Origin of the sequence: Clavibacter lycopersici (assembly GCF_003576405.1) — a bacterium.
Taxonomy (GTDB): domain Bacteria; phylum Actinomycetota; class Actinomycetes; order Actinomycetales; family Microbacteriaceae; genus Clavibacter; species Clavibacter lycopersici.
Window position 1 is genome coordinate 1 of sequence record NZ_QWGT01000057.1, and the last position, 13,478, is coordinate 13,478.

10 protein-coding genes and 1 pseudogene are annotated in these 13,478 nt (G+C 72.5%); 6 read left to right on the plus strand and 5 right to left on the minus strand.

The features are described 5' to 3' along the window. Positions 1–930: pseudogene (locus DZG00_RS05895) on the minus strand (sialate O-acetylesterase); the annotation flags it as partial. 202 nt (positions 931–1,132) lie between these two features. On the opposite strand from DZG00_RS05895, the gene DZG00_RS05900 reads away from it, so the two are divergent. Further along, on the plus strand, positions 1,133–4,228 hold the full coding sequence (locus DZG00_RS05900) for a carboxypeptidase regulatory-like domain-containing protein (RefSeq protein WP_119381664.1): 3,096 nt from the start codon (positions 1,133–1,135) through the stop codon (positions 4,226–4,228). A 117-nt stretch (positions 4,229–4,345) separates the two neighbouring features. After that, positions 4,346–4,723, plus strand: a complete 378-nt coding sequence (locus DZG00_RS05905; protein WP_119381663.1) for a VOC family protein — start codon at positions 4,346–4,348, stop codon at positions 4,721–4,723. A 26-nt stretch (positions 4,724–4,749) separates the two neighbouring features. Here the strand turns inward: DZG00_RS05905 and DZG00_RS05910 are convergent, their stop codons facing one another. Then, positions 4,750–7,188, minus strand: coding sequence for a phosphoketolase family protein (locus DZG00_RS05910; protein ID WP_119381662.1), 2,439 nt, complete (start codon positions 7,186–7,188; stop codon positions 4,750–4,752). Between the two features lie 228 nt (positions 7,189–7,416). On the opposite strand from DZG00_RS05910, the gene DZG00_RS05915 reads away from it, so the two are divergent. Both DZG00_RS05915 and DZG00_RS05920 read left to right on the plus strand, forming a co-directional pair. Continuing rightward, positions 7,417–7,821 (plus strand): four-helix bundle copper-binding protein, encoded by a 405-nt coding sequence (locus DZG00_RS05915; RefSeq protein WP_119381661.1) that lies wholly within the window; start codon positions 7,417–7,419, stop codon positions 7,819–7,821. A gap of 19 nt (positions 7,822–7,840) precedes the next feature. Further along, the gene (locus DZG00_RS05920) at positions 7,841–9,073 is read left to right on the plus strand and encodes a cytochrome P450 (protein ID WP_119455458.1); all 1,233 of its coding nucleotides are present in this window, start codon (positions 7,841–7,843) and stop codon (positions 9,071–9,073) included. Here DZG00_RS05920 and DZG00_RS05925 read toward each other — a convergent pair. The 3 genes from DZG00_RS05925 to DZG00_RS05935 all read right to left on the minus strand — a co-directional run bounded on the left by DZG00_RS05925 (position 9,070) and on the right by DZG00_RS05935 (position 11,310). Further along, positions 9,070–9,633, minus strand: a complete 564-nt coding sequence (locus DZG00_RS05925) for a helix-turn-helix domain-containing protein (protein WP_119382436.1) — start codon at positions 9,631–9,633, stop codon at positions 9,070–9,072. The two genes, DZG00_RS05920 and DZG00_RS05925, sit on opposite strands and share 4 nt — an antisense overlap. Before the next feature lie 145 nt (positions 9,634–9,778). Continuing rightward, on the minus strand, positions 9,779–9,958 hold the full coding sequence (locus DZG00_RS05930) for a LysM peptidoglycan-binding domain-containing protein (RefSeq protein ID WP_147359935.1): 180 nt from the start codon (positions 9,956–9,958) through the stop codon (positions 9,779–9,781). Positions 9,959–10,353: 395 nt separating this feature from the next. After that, positions 10,354–11,310, minus strand: a complete 957-nt coding sequence (locus tag DZG00_RS05935; protein WP_119382434.1) for a manganese catalase family protein — start codon at positions 11,308–11,310, stop codon at positions 10,354–10,356. Positions 11,311–11,570: 260 nt separating this feature from the next. Between DZG00_RS05935 and DZG00_RS05940 the strand changes: the two genes are divergently transcribed. Further along, positions 11,571–12,593 (plus strand): LacI family DNA-binding transcriptional regulator, encoded by a 1,023-nt coding sequence (locus tag DZG00_RS05940; RefSeq protein WP_119382437.1) that lies wholly within the window; start codon positions 11,571–11,573, stop codon positions 12,591–12,593. 253 nt (positions 12,594–12,846) lie between these two features. After that, positions 12,847–13,478 (plus strand): ATP-binding cassette domain-containing protein (locus DZG00_RS05945; protein ID WP_233550087.1); only part of this gene is annotated, 632 nt, incomplete at its 3' end.

The window sequence follows — 13,478 nt, forward strand, 5'->3', positions numbered from 1 at the left end:
TCTGCATCTCCTTCCACTGCAGGAGCGCGCCGATGTAGTTGCCGATCTGCAGCGAGTCGGCGGACGGCTGCATGCCGGCGTCGGGACGGGGGCCGTCGTCGGCGCGACGGTGGGCTTCGCGGTGGGCACCGGGGTCGGCGCGACGGTGGGCTTCGCGGTCGGCTTGGCCGTCGGCACCGGGGTCGGCTTCGGCACGGGCGCCGGTGCGACGGCCTTGGTCGGCAGGCTCCGCTGCGTGCGGGTCTGCACGCCGGTGCGGGTGCCCGTGACCGTCGCGGTGATCCGCGCCCCGGCGTCACCGGGGGCCAGCTTGTAGGTCGTCGCCGTGGCTCCCGCGATGAGGACGCCGTCCCGCATCCACGCGTAGGAGAGGGCGGGCGACGGGCTCCAGCCGCCCGGGCGGACCGTGAGCGTGGATCCGACGACGAGAGTGCCGGCGATGGTCGGCACGGCCGCGGACGTGAACCCGGGCAGCGCGACGGCGGCGGTGCTCGCGCTGCGGCGGTCGGCGGTGATGCTCCCCGTGCGCGTCGCGACGACGCGGACGGAGATCGCGCGGCCGAGATCCGTCCCGGCGACCGTGTAGGACTTCCGCGTCGCACCGGGGATCGCCGTCTCGCCCGCCGACCACTGGTACGAGAACACCGCGCCGACGGGCTTCCACGCCCCGGGGACCGCGGTGAGCGTCTGGCCGACGAGGGCCTTGCCCGTGATGGTCGGCGTCGGAGTCGCGGTGAACGGCACGGCGGGCTTGGCGGCGACCTTCGCCGGCGCGGAGATCGACGATGCGGCCTCTCGGGACACGGCACCGGCGACGTCGGCCGGGAGGGCGACGGCGGAGAGGACCAGGGCGAAGGCGAGCGCCGAGCCGGTCAGATGGAGTCGGGATCGGCGTCCGGGCGCAGCAGGACCGTGGGCGGGGATGAGCACATGCACTCCTCGAGAAGGTCGCGTCGGGTACGCGAGCGACCCATGTTTAGCGCACCGAGGAAATGTGCGCCGCCCCCCGAACGGCCGGTCGGGAGGACATTGCCCGCCCGGAGCCCGAACTGGGTACACGACAGCACCTGCGAGAAGGCTGTAAGCATGGCCGACGGTCGCACCCGAAGCGGCCCCCGGATCCAGGAGCACCATGACAACCGCACGCCGACGCGCCCTCGTCGGCCTCCTCTCGATCGCCCTCGTGGCCTCCGCGCAGGCGGGCATGGCGACCAGCGCCATCGCCGCCGACGCGTCCCCGTCCGCCGGCTCGTCCACCGCCGCCGTCACGTTCACCACCGCGCCCCAGCCGTCCATCACCGGCACCGCGCAGGTCGGCTCCACCCTCTTCGCCGTGACCGGCACCTGGGCACCGCAGCCCGACTCCTTCACCTTCAAGTGGTGGAGCAACGGGGTCGCGATCTCCGGCGCCACCGGGTCCGCGTACACGCTCGTCGCGGCGGACGCGGCCAAGAAGATCACCCTCACGGTGACCGCGAACAAGGCCGGCTACACGTCGCTCGCCAAGTCGAGCGCCGCCACCGCGACGGTGGTCGCCGCTCCTTCTCCCGTCGCCTTCACGACGGTGCCGACGCCGACGATCAGCGGGACCCCGAAGGTCGGCACGCCGCTCACCGCCGCCACCGGCACCTGGGCGCCCGTCCCGACGACCTTCGCCTACCGCTGGTTCGTGGCGAACGTGGCCGTCACCGGCGCGACCGCCTCGACCTACACGCCGGTCGCCGCCGACGTCGGCAAGCGCATCACGGTCACCGTCACGGGCAGCCGCACGGGCTACACGACCGCCGCGAAGACCAGCGCCGCCAGCGCCGCCGTCGTCGCCGCGCCCGTCACCACGCCGTCGACGTTCACCACCGTCCCGACGCCGACCATCACCGGATCCGCGAAAGTCGGCGCCACGCTCACCGCCGTCCCCGGCACCTGGGCACCCGTGCCGACGACCTTCACGTACCGCTGGTTCGCGGCGAACGTGGCCATCACCGGCGCGACCGCCTCCACCTACGTCCCCGTCGCCGCGGACATCGGCAAGCGGATCACCGTCACCGTCACGGGCGCGCGATCCGGGTACACGACCGCGGCGAAGACCAGCGCGGCCAGCGCCGCCGTGGTCGCCGCGCCCGTCACCACGCCGTCGACCTTCACCACCGTGCCGACGCCCACCCTCAGCGGCACCGCCCAGGTCGGCGCGACCCTGACGGCCGCGCCCGGCACCTGGGCACCCGTCCCGACGACGTTCACGTACCGCTGGTTCGCCGCGAACGTGGCCATCTCCGGCGCGACCGCCTCCACCTACGTCCCCGTCGCCGCGGACATCGGCAAGCGCATCACCGTCACCGTGACGGGCGCGCGCTCGGGCTACACGTCGGCCGCGAAGACGAGCGCGGCCTCGGCCGCGGTCGTCGCCGCGCCGGCCGCCAAGGCCTTCACGGTCGCGTCCTCGCCCACCATCAGCGGTTCCGCCTCCGTCGGCGGCGTCCTCACCGCCGCGACCGGATCCTGGTCCCCCGCCCCGGCGTTCACCTACCAGTGGACCGTGGGAACCACCGCGATCACCGGCGCCACCGGCTCGACCTACACGGTCGGCACGGCCGACCTCGGCAAGACGATCACGGTCACGATCACCGCCAAGGCCACGGGCTACGTCACGACGAGCAAGACGAGCGTCGCGACCGCGGCGGTCGGCAAGCCGGCGATCGCGTCGACCCAGCCGGTGATCGTCGGCGACGCGAAGGTCGGCCAGACCCTGCGCGTCGTTCCGAACGAGTGGACTCCGCGCCCTTCCTTCACCTACGTCTGGTACGCGAACGATGTGAAGATCTCCGGCGCGACCGCCCAGGACTACGTGCCCACCACGGCGGACGTCGGCAAGCGGATCACGGCCACCGCGATCGGGACGGCCACCGGCTACACCACGACGGCGCGCACTAGCGCCAAGACAGCCGCGGTGGTCGCCGCGAACGTCCAGCTCCCGCAGCAGCCGTGGACGGGGAAGGTGGTCGGCAACGTCTACCTCGACTCGATCAGCCCGCAGAACCTCATCACGGAGGGCAGCATCTCCCTGGAGCCCGCAGGTCGTCCCGGTGCCGCGCTGTGGGACATCGTGGACGGCGCCTTCTCCATCACCGCTGTCGAACCTGGTGAATACGCCTTGCACGCCTACGCCGTGGTGGCCGGAGAATCTCTGATCCAGTACTACGGCCAGACCAATGAGATCCACGACGCCCAGCTGTTCGCTGTTCAATCCGACGGCACCGTACGCGTAAACGTCGTGCTAGCGCGCTACGCGACGATCAGCGGCACCCTGACCACGTCTGCAGGAGATGCGGCGCCCGGCGTATCCGTGACTGCTTACCGAGCAGGCGGCGATGAGCGCTTCGAGGATTGGACGGAGACCGACTCCTTCGGCCGATACACGCTCCGTGACATCGAGCCTGGCGTGTACAAAGTGAACTTCATGTCTCCGTCCCCTAACCCAGGTGGCTTCCAGGGCGAGTGGTATGGCGGGTCGGACGACCGCCCATCCGCGCAGACTGTCACTGTCTCGAGGCTGGGCCAGGCAGTCGTCGGAATCAACACCGTGCTCGACAAGGGCGCCTCCCTGCGTGGACGGGTCACCACCCCCACGGGGACCGCCGTGCAAGGGGCAATGATTTACCTCAACCCCTATGACAACGACACGGGCAGCATCGACCCCATCGGCGAGGAGACCACCTCGACGGACGCCAATGGAGAATTTGAGTTCGACGGCATCGAGGCGGGAGATTTCGGCATTTACGTCATGGTCCTCAACGGCTCAGCACCGGCGTACCAGTCGCAGTCCGTCGGCGGGAACGGCACCGCGACCGTCTTCCATGCCACGCGAGGCACCCGGATGGCAGACGTCAACGTGACCCTGGCCGTGAGCCCATCCGTGACCACCAAGCTGACCGGACTCGAGACCTCTGGGTGGGACTCGGATTACGCGGTCGTCAACCTGTACCAGAACGGGGTCATCAAGTACGACAGGCAAGTGAGCGATACCCGGTCGGCCTTCATCGAAGGCATCACCCCCGGCACCTACCAGGTCGCCGTGACCTACCACCGCGGCACCGAGAAGAAGGCCTACTGGTGGAACGGCGGCACCTACGCCGACAAGTCGGAGATCGTCGTGCGCGCCGGGGACTCGATCTCCATCGTCGCCAAGGCCATCACGCGGGTCGCTCCGGCAGGGGCGCGACTCGTCCGCTGATCCCCGCCCCGCATCGCCCACGGCGCCGTCACCCTCCTCGGAGGTGGCGGCGCCGTCGTCGTCGCAGCATCCGGCCCGCCCCTTGACGGCGTTTCCCCACCCGCAGGATCATGGCGCATGGCCGCCGTCGAGCACTTCGAGATCCCCGCCGATGACATGGCGCGCGCGAGCGCGTTCTACTCCGCCGTCTTCGGCTTCCGGTACGAGCCGTGGGGCGAGGACGCGGGCATGATCCTCACCGGCTCGGACGACGGGATCAACGGCGACCTCCACCGGCGCGCGGACGTGCCGCACCCCACCATCGTGATCACGGTCGACTCGATCGAGGAGACGGTCGCCGAGGTCGAGGCGCACGGCGGATCCGCGATGGGCGCGATCCAGATGCTCAACGAGACCGACCGCTGGGCCTACGTGCGCGACAGCGAGGGCAACGCGATCGGCCTGTTCGACCACGGGCCCACGGCAGAGGCCGCCGAGGCGACACCCGGCGGCTGACGGCGGACGCACCCGCGCCTCACCGGCTACGCATTGTCATCCCCGTTGTCGATCGCCGTCTGCCGGTTCGGATCCGCGAACGGCAGCCCCTGGGCGCCCGACACGTCGTCCATGTCCTCGCCGTACTGGCGCGTGTGCACGCGGTGCGCGATGCGCTCGTCGTCCATGCGCTGCGAGAGGCCCGCGTAGGTGGTCTCGAGATGCGGCACGCGGCGGATCACGTCCATCACGAGCCGGAACCGGTCGAGGTCGTTGAGCATCAGCATGTCGAACGGCGTCGTCGTGCCGCCCTGCTCCACGAAGCCGCGCACGTGGATGTTCTCGTGCCCGTTGCGCTTGTAGGTGAGGCGGTGGATGAGAGACGGGTAGCCGTGGAACGCGAAGATCACGGGCTTGTCGCGCGTGAACAGGGCGTCGAAGGATCCGTCGTCGAGGCCGTGCGGGTGCTGCGTCGAGTCCTGCAGGCGCATCAGGTCGACCACGTTGATGAACCGCACGCGCAGCTGCGGGATCTCCTCCTTGAGGATCTGCACCGCCGCCATCGCCTCCACGGTCGGGATGTCCCCCGCGCAGGCGACGACCACGTCGGGCTCGAGCCCCGGCACCTCGGTGCCGGCCCACTCCCACACGCCCACGCCGCGTGCGCCGTGCGCCCGCGCCTCCTCGAGCGACAGCAGGCTCGCGGTCGGCTGCTTGCCCGCGATGACCACGTTGATGAGGTCGGTGCCGCGGAGGCAGTGGTCCATGGTCACGAGCAGCGAGTTCGCGTCGAACGGCAGGTACACGCGAACGATCTCGGCCCGCTTGTTCACGACGTGGTCGAGGAAGCCGGGGTCCTGGTGCGAGAAGCCGTTGTGATCCTGCCGCCACACGTGCGAGGAGAGCAGGTACGTGAACGACGCGACCGGCCGTCGCCACTCCACCTTCGAGCTCGACTCGAGCCACTTCGCGTACTGGTTGAACATCGAGTCGACCACGTGGATGAACGCCTCGTACGACGTGAAGAGCCCGTGCCGCCCGGTGAGCAGGTACGCCTCGAGCAGCCCCTGCGTGATGTTCTCGTTGAGGATCTCGATGACGCGGCCCTCGTGCGCCAGGTGCTCGTCGACCGGCAGCACCTCGCCCTGCCAGGCCTTCGCGGTGACCTCGTACACATCGTCGAGCCGGTTGCTGGAGGTCTCGTCGGGGCCGAAGATCCGGAAGTCGAGCGGGTTGCGGGCGATCACGTCGCGCAGCCAGCCGCCGAGCACGCGGGTCGGCTCGGCGATGACCCCGCGGCCGTCGCTGAGGTCGACCGCGTTGACCTCGAGCGGCGGCAGCCGGAGGTCGCGGCGGAGGAGGCCGCCGTTCGCGTGCGGGTTGGCGCTCATCCGGCGGTCGCCCTCGGGACGGTTCGGCTGGAGCGCGGGCGTCAGGCGCCCGTCGCGGTCGAAGAGCTCGTGCGGCCGGTAGCTCTCGAGCCACTCCTGCAGCTGGCGGAGGTGGTCCTCGTCGTCGCGCACGCCCGAGAGCGGCACCTGGTGCGCGCGCCACGTGCCCTCGACCGGCTTGCCGTCGACCTCCTTCGGGCCGGTCCAGCCCTTCGGCGTGCGGAGGATCAGCATCGGCCACGCCGGGCGCTCCTCGCTGCCGCCGGTGCGAGCCGCCAGCTGGATCCGCGTGATGTCGTCGAGCGCGTCGCCCAGCGCGACGGCGAACCGCTCGTGCACGGCGACGTGGTCCTCGCCGTCGAAGCCGCCCGACACGATCCGCGGTGCGTAGCCGTAGCCCGTGAAGAGCGCGAGCAGCTCGTCCTCCGGGATGCGCGCGAGCACCGTGGGGTTCGCGATCTTCCAGCCGTTGAGGTTGAGGATCGGCAGCACGGCGCCGTCCGACTCCGGGTCGAGGAACTTGTTCAGGTGCCAGCTGGAGGCGAGGGTCGCGGTCTCCGCCTCGCCGTCGCCGATCACGCAGGAGACCACGAGGTCGGGGTTGTCGAGGGCCGCGCCGTACGCGTGCACCAGCGAGTAGCCGAGCTCGCCGCCCTCGTTGATGGATCCGGGCGTCTCGGGCGCCGCGTGCGAGGGCACGCCGCCGGGGAACGAGAACTGGCGGAAGAGGTGCCGCATGCCGTCGCGGTCGGGCGTCGCGGCCGAGAACAGCTCCGAGTAGGTGCCGTCGAGGTAGGCGTTCGCGACCATGCCGGGGCCGCCGTGGCCGGGGCCGGCGATGTAGATCATGTCGAGGTCGCGCTCGAGGATCGCGCGGTTGAGGTGCGCGTACACGAAGTTCAGCAGCGGGGTCGTGCCCCAGTGCCCGAGCAGGCGCGGCTTGATGTCGTCGCGCGTGAGCGGACGCTCGAGCAGGGGGTTGTCCAGCAGGTAGATCTGCCCGACGGAGAGGTAGTTGGCGGCGCGCCACCAGCCGTCGACGACGTCGAGGTAGAGGGGCGCTGCGGGGTCTCGGGGTGCGGTGTCGGAGGCCATGCATCAGCCTACGGCGGGGGCTCGGCGGGCGACCCGGGTGCGGCGGATCCGGTCAGGAGGATCGCAGGTCCGACCGGCCGGTATCGCCTCCCGCCCCTCGGGCGCAAGCCCCGTGGCACTCGCCCTCGACCGTCCTACCGTGGCGAGGACAGGGCGCGCCGGCGCCCGGCACCCGCCCGGCCCATAGGGATCGACGGCGGGTGCGACGACACGATCCGGGAGGACCCCATGAGCTCCACGCTCGACATGCTCCGCAGCTCGACAGCCGACCGCGGCGGGCTCGACCTCGAGGTCCTCGCCGCGTGCATCGACGCGTGCGCGGCCTGCGCGACCGCGTGCTCCGCGTGCGCCGCCGCCTGCCTCTCGGAGGACGGCGTCTCGGAGCTCGCGACCTGCATCAGCACCGACCTCGACTGCTCGGAGGTCTGCACCGCGACGCTCGACACGCTCACCCGGCACACGGCCGACCGCGTGGACGTGACGCGCCTCGCGCTCGAGCTGTGCATGGCCGCGTGCGGCGCGTGCGCCGACGAGTGCGCCCGCCACGGCGAGATGCACGAGCACTGCCGCATCTGCGCGGAGGAGTGCCGCCGATGCGAGTCCGCGTGCGCCGCGCTGCTCGCGGCGCTGTGACGGCCGCCCGAGGTCCCGCGTGATCCCCCGCCTCCCCGGTCCCGACAGCTCGCTCCGCTTCCTCCGCGACGGCTACCGCTTCGTCTCCCGCGGAGCCGACGCCGTGGGGGCCGACGCCTTCCGCACGCGGCTCGCCGGCCGGCCGGTCACGTGCATCCGCGGCAGGGAGGCGTCGCGCCTCTTCTACGAGGGGGACCGCTTCGGCCGGGCCGGCGCCATGCCCGTCTCGGTGATGCACCTGCTGCAGGACGCGGGCAGCGTCCAGGCGATGAGCGGCCACGGCCACCACGTCCGCAAGGCGATGTTCCTCGGCATGATGCTGCCCGAGGGGATCGAGCGGGTCCGCCGTGCCTTCGACGACGAGTGGCGGGCGGGCGTCGCGCGCTGGTCGCGGGTGCCCGAGGTGCGGCTGCACGACGAGCTCGTGGAGGTGCTGATGCGGACGGCCTGCCGCTGGGTCGGGATCCCCGTGGCCGACGACGAGGTGGGCAGCGTCGGCGGCGACGTCGCCGACATGGTGGAGCGCGCGGCGTCGATCGGCCCCGTGAACTGGGCGGCGCGCGCCCGGCGGCTCCGCGCGGAGCGGTGGGCGCGCGACGTGGTGCGCCGCGCCCGCGACGGCCGGCTGCCCGTCGCCGCCGGGTCGCCGCTCCAGGACCTGGTGACGCACGTCGACGCCGACGGCTCGCCGCTCACGACGGAGGCCGCGGGTGTGGAGCTCCTCAACCTGGTGCGCCCGACCGTCGCGGTGGCGCGCTTCATCGACTTCGCGCTCCACGCCCTGCACGCGCACCCGCGCTGGGCGCGCGCGTTCGCCGCGGGCGACGAGTCCGACCTCCGCGGCTTCGTGCAGGAGGTGCGCCGCTTCTACCCGTTCTTCCCGGTGATCGCCGGCACGGTGGCGCGCCCGTTCGACGGTCTCGGCGGATCCTTCGCGCCCGGGGACTGGGTGATGCTCGACCTCTTCGGCACCAACCGCGACCCCCGGCTCTGGCACGACCCCGAGACCTTCGATCCCACGCGCTTCCGCGGCTGGGACGGGGACCCGAACACGCTGATTCCCCAGGGCGGCGGCGATGCGGCGTCCGGCCACCGCTGCCCGGGCGAGGACATCACGATCGCGATCGTCGAGGAGGCCGTCCGGCTGGCCACGCGCGAGACGGACATGACGCTGCCGACGCAGGACCTCCGCATCTCGCTCCGCCGCTTCCCGGCGCTGCCGCGGAGCCGTGTGCGCGCGTCGTTCCGCTAGCGCGGCCCGGGCTCCGGCTGGCGCGCGCCGCCCACGGGATCGCCGACGGCGGCGGCGAGGCGCTCGATGACCTCGGCCGACCGGCGCAGATCGTCTCCGCAGACGCCGCTCGGGTCGGCCGCCATCGCGCGCCGCACCCACTGCGCGCGCGCCCGTTCGACGCGCTCGCACACGTCCCTGCCCGCGGGTCCCATGGTCAGGACGGACTCGGCGCCGTCCCACGTCTCCACCAGGTAGCCCCGCTGCAGGAGCGAGGACAGCCCCGGCGAGCCGGCCGCGCGGGAGGTGAGGCAGCCGCGGAGGAGGTCGGTCCTCGTCACGTGCCCGGCCCGGCGGATCCTCGTGAGGAACAGCACCTGCAGGCCGGTGAGCCCGTCCCAGCGGGTGGCCGTCTCCTCGTCGATGATCGAGGCCAGGAGCGCGACGGCATGCGCGAACCGAGTGGACGGGTCGCCCGCGGTGGCGCCCCGCACGTCGCGCTCGTCCCCGCCCTCGCGCTCGTCCGGGGACGGCTCTCGTGCCGTGCTGCCGATGCTGTCGTCGATGCGTGCGGACCCCATGGGTGCCCCTGTCCTGCTGAGCGCCGAGCGCGCTCGGTCGCGGAGTCGTACCGCCTGCAGGGTCCGGGAGGAGGTCTGTCCACGCCAGCGTAATCGATGGCGGAGAGTGCCGGCCGGGGCGGGGACGAGCCCGCCCCCGGGGACGTCAGCCGAGGCGCGCGCGGTCGGCGAGCGGCGTGGCCGCGGTGCGGGCGAGCACGATCCCCACGCCCGCGAGGATCTCCGGGTTCCCGCCGTCGGCCGCCACGAGGTCCGGGACGCAGAGGCCGGAACGCGCGGCGACCCCGGTGAGCGTGTCGCCGGACGCGGGCGTGTGATGGACCATCCCGGCGACCTCCGCCCCGGTCGTCCCCTGCGCCTGCTCGCGGGCACCGCCGTCCACCTGCACGACGGGGGCGGCGGAAGCGCTCGACGTGGCGGGATCCGGCGGCGACGGAGTCGGGGCCACAGCCCGTCGGGCGCGGTGCACCCGGCGAGTGACGCGAGGCACAGGACGAGTGACGCGATCGCGACGGCGGAGCGCCCGGGACGGCTCGTCGAGCCCGGCATGCGCGGATCGCGCGGTGCTCGAGGACGATGCGCTGCTGCATGGGATCCCCTCCGCCCACGCGAGCCTGGTCCCCGCAGGCGGGTGCGTCGACGGATCCGGCGCCCGCGCATGGCGACGGCGCCGCCTCCTGCGAGGAGACGGCGCCGGCGCATGCGGTGCGGGAGGGCGGATCAGGCCGTCTTAGTGGGCCCGTAGAACGCCTCGATGTCGGCGAGCTCGCGCTCCGCGGTCTCCTGGACGAGGGCCAGCAGGTCCTTGTCGAGGCCCGGGGCGAACTCCTCGAGCCGCTCGGGCGCGATGGTCGACGGGAAGCCCTGGGGCGCCTGCTCGGTCGCGGTCAGGTCGGTGCCGTCGTTCGAGGGCGACGCGCCCTGGAAGATCCGGCCGGCCTCGCTCTTGCCGTCGAGGTCGAAGCTGTACTGCTTGCTCTGGAGGCCGAGGTCGAGGAGCTTCTTCACCTCGGGGAACTGCTCGGCGTTGGTCTTCGGGATCGGCAGGAGCTTGCCCCAGTCGACGCCGAGCGTCTCGAGCGCCTTCGCGTACGCGTTCTCGTGCGCCTGGTCGCGCACGATGAGGTACGCGACGGTCGCGCGCGCGACGGGGTTGTCGGTCATCTCGTAGATGCGGCACTTCTGCAGGCGGCCGGTCGACTCGAGCATGACGTTGTAGAGGAGGTCGAGCGGGAGGTTGCCCGAGTTGTAGACGTAGCTGCCGCTCCACGGGTTGCCGGCGGAGTCGACGGGCAGCGCGCCCTGGGCGCCCACGAGGTGGTGGTGGATGTTGCCGTGGTCGAGCGCGATGCCCAGCGGCGTCGCGCCGCCCTTGCCCGGGGTGTCGAGCGGGTCGGTGAGCTTGCCGCTGTACTCGGGCGAGCCGTCGAGCAGGCGGGAGATGGTGGTGCCGATGAGCTCGACGTGGCTGATCTCCTCGGTGCCGACGCCCTGGATCAGGTCGCGGTACGGCTTGGCGGCGGCGCCGCGGAAGTTCATGGCCTGGAAGAGGTACTGCATCATCGTGCGCATCTCGCCGAACTGGCCGCCGAGGCCCTCCTGCAGCGCGTTGGCGGCGGCGGGGTCGGGCTCGCCGTCGGCGATCTCGTTGATCCAGGTCTGTGCGTGGAAGTACATAGGGACTCCTATTTCTTCATGCAGCGAAACCGCCGCCCTTCCACCCTGCTCCGCTTCGCGTCCGGCGTGCGGGCGCATGGCGGGGGTTGCCAGGGTCGGGACGGGCGGATCGGCGCGGACGGGTGTCCGGCGGTCGTCGCGCCCGGTCCCGCGCGGATCCGCCCCGGTAGGGTGTGCGCAGCAATGGGAGATCCGACCAGCCCGCGACCCGGCGGGCGCGACGGGAGTCGCCGCCTCGGAGGATGCCGGATGGAGTGCGGGTGAGCGTCAGGAGCGGCGGCGAGCGGCTCGGCCTCCGCGAGGTCGCGGAGCGCGCGGGCGTCTCGCACATGACCGTCTCGCGCGTGCTCAACGGGCACCCGCAGGTCAAGGAGTCGACGCGGCAGCGCGTGCTCGAGGTCGTCGCGGAGCTCGACTTCCGGCCGAACAGCGCCGCCCGCGAGCTCGTCACGCAGCGGGCGCTCCGGATCGGCGTGCTCATCGAGAGCGCCGTGGAGTACGGGCCGTCGAGCATCCTGCGGGCCATCGAGCGGTCGGCGCGCGACGGCGGCTACTCGGTCGCGTCGTTCGCGCTGCGCGACGACGAGGACGCGACGCCCGAGGAGGCCGTGCGCCACCTCACCGGCCAGGGCATCGACGCGCTGTGCGTGGTCGCGCCGCGCTCGTCGTCGGTCGCCGTGCTCCGCACCATCACCACGGGGCTGCCGACGCTCGTGGTGAAGGCGGAGAAGGATCCGGCGTTCCTCACGGTCTCGGTCGACCAGTCCGCGGGCACCCGGCTAGCCGTCGACCACCTCGCGTCGCTCGGCCACCGCGACGTGCTGCACGTCTCCGGCCCGCTCGACTGGCTCGACGCGCGCGCCCGCGAACGCGCCTTCCACACCCGCACCCGGGCGTGGGGCATGCGCGAGCGGCCCATCGTGATCGGCGACTGGTCGAGCGACTTCGGCTACGACTTCGCGAAGGGGCTCACCGCCGTGCCCGAGTACACGGCCGTCTTCGTGGCGAACGACGAGATGGCGCTCGGCGTGATCCACGGCCTGCACGACCGCGGGATCCGCGTTCCGCAAGACCTGAGCATCGTGGGCTTCGACGACCTGCCCGTCTCGCGCCACTTCCTCCCGCCGCTCACGACCGTGCGGCAGGACTTCCCCGCGCTCGGGTCGCTCGTGGTCGACGTGCTCATCGCCGCGATCGAGGGCCGGGAGATCCCGCGGTCGAGCCGCATCCCGGCCGAGCTCGTGGTGCGCGACTCAAGTGCCGCCGCCCGCCGCGTCGACTGAATCCGACACCCGGGGGATCCGCCGCCGCCACCCCTCGCCGGGCCGCCTGCCGGCCGCTACAGTCGAGCACGTCGGGCACCGCCCGGCACCGCCCGGCACGCGGCCGCCACGGCCGGGACCCGAGGAGCACCAGGTGCGTCACGCACGGGGATCGACGTCGATCCGCCCGACCGGCACGACGGCCCCGCACGCGCCCGCACCCGCACCCGCACCCGACGGACACCGCTCCTCCGCGTCCGGCCCCACCGTCCGCATGCGCGGCATCACCGTCGAGTTCGCGAACGGCGTCGCGCTCGACGGCGTCGACCTCGATCTGCACCCGGGCGAGGTGCACGCGCTGCTCGGTGAGAACGGCGCGGGCAAGTCGACGCTCATCAAGGCGCTGCTCGGCGTGCACCGGATCCGGTCGGGCGAGATCCTCGTCGACGGCGAGCCCGTGCGGCTCGGCGGGCCGGCCGACGCGCGTGCCCTCGGGATCCAGGCCGCGTTCCAGGAGTCGCACCTGGTCGAGAACCTCAGCGTGGGCGAGAACGTGATGCTCGGCCATGAGCTGCGCCACCGGCTCGGCATCTCCTGGCGCGCCACCCACGCGCGCGCCGCCGCCATGCTCGCGGAGCTCGGCCTCGCGGAGCTGGATCCCCGCGACCGCCTCGCCGACCTCTCCCCCGCCAGCCGCCAGCTCGTCTCCATCGCGCGCGCCATGGTCGACCGGCCGCGCGTGCTGGTGCTCGACGAGCCCACATCGAGCCTCGACGCGGACGACGTGGCGCGGCTCTTCCAGGTGATCCGCCGCCTCCGCGACCAGGGCGTCGCGATCCTCTTCGTCTCCCACTTCCTCGAGCAGGTGCTCGCGCTCAGCGACCGGATGACCGTGCTCCGCGGCGG

Coding starts and splice junctions, on each gene's coding strand:
- DZG00_RS05905 (WP_119381663.1), top strand. CDS start 4,346: ATGGCCGCCGTCGAGCACTTCGAGATCCCCGCCGATGACATGGCGCGC.
- DZG00_RS05900 (WP_119381664.1), top strand. CDS start 1,133: ATGACAACCGCACGCCGACGCGCCCTCGTCGGCCTCCTCTCGATCGCC.
- DZG00_RS05925 (WP_119382436.1), bottom strand. CDS start 9,633: ATGGGGTCCGCACGCATCGACGACAGCATCGGCAGCACGGCACGAGAG.
- DZG00_RS05915 (WP_119381661.1), top strand. CDS start 7,417: ATGAGCTCCACGCTCGACATGCTCCGCAGCTCGACAGCCGACCGCGGC.
- DZG00_RS05935 (WP_119382434.1), bottom strand. CDS start 11,310: ATGTACTTCCACGCACAGACCTGGATCAACGAGATCGCCGACGGCGAG.
- DZG00_RS05910 (WP_119381662.1), bottom strand. CDS start 7,188: ATGGCCTCCGACACCGCACCCCGAGACCCCGCAGCGCCCCTCTACCTC.
- DZG00_RS05930 (WP_147359935.1), bottom strand. CDS start 9,958: ATGGTCCATCACACGCCCGCGTCCGGCGACACGCTCACCGGGGTCGCC.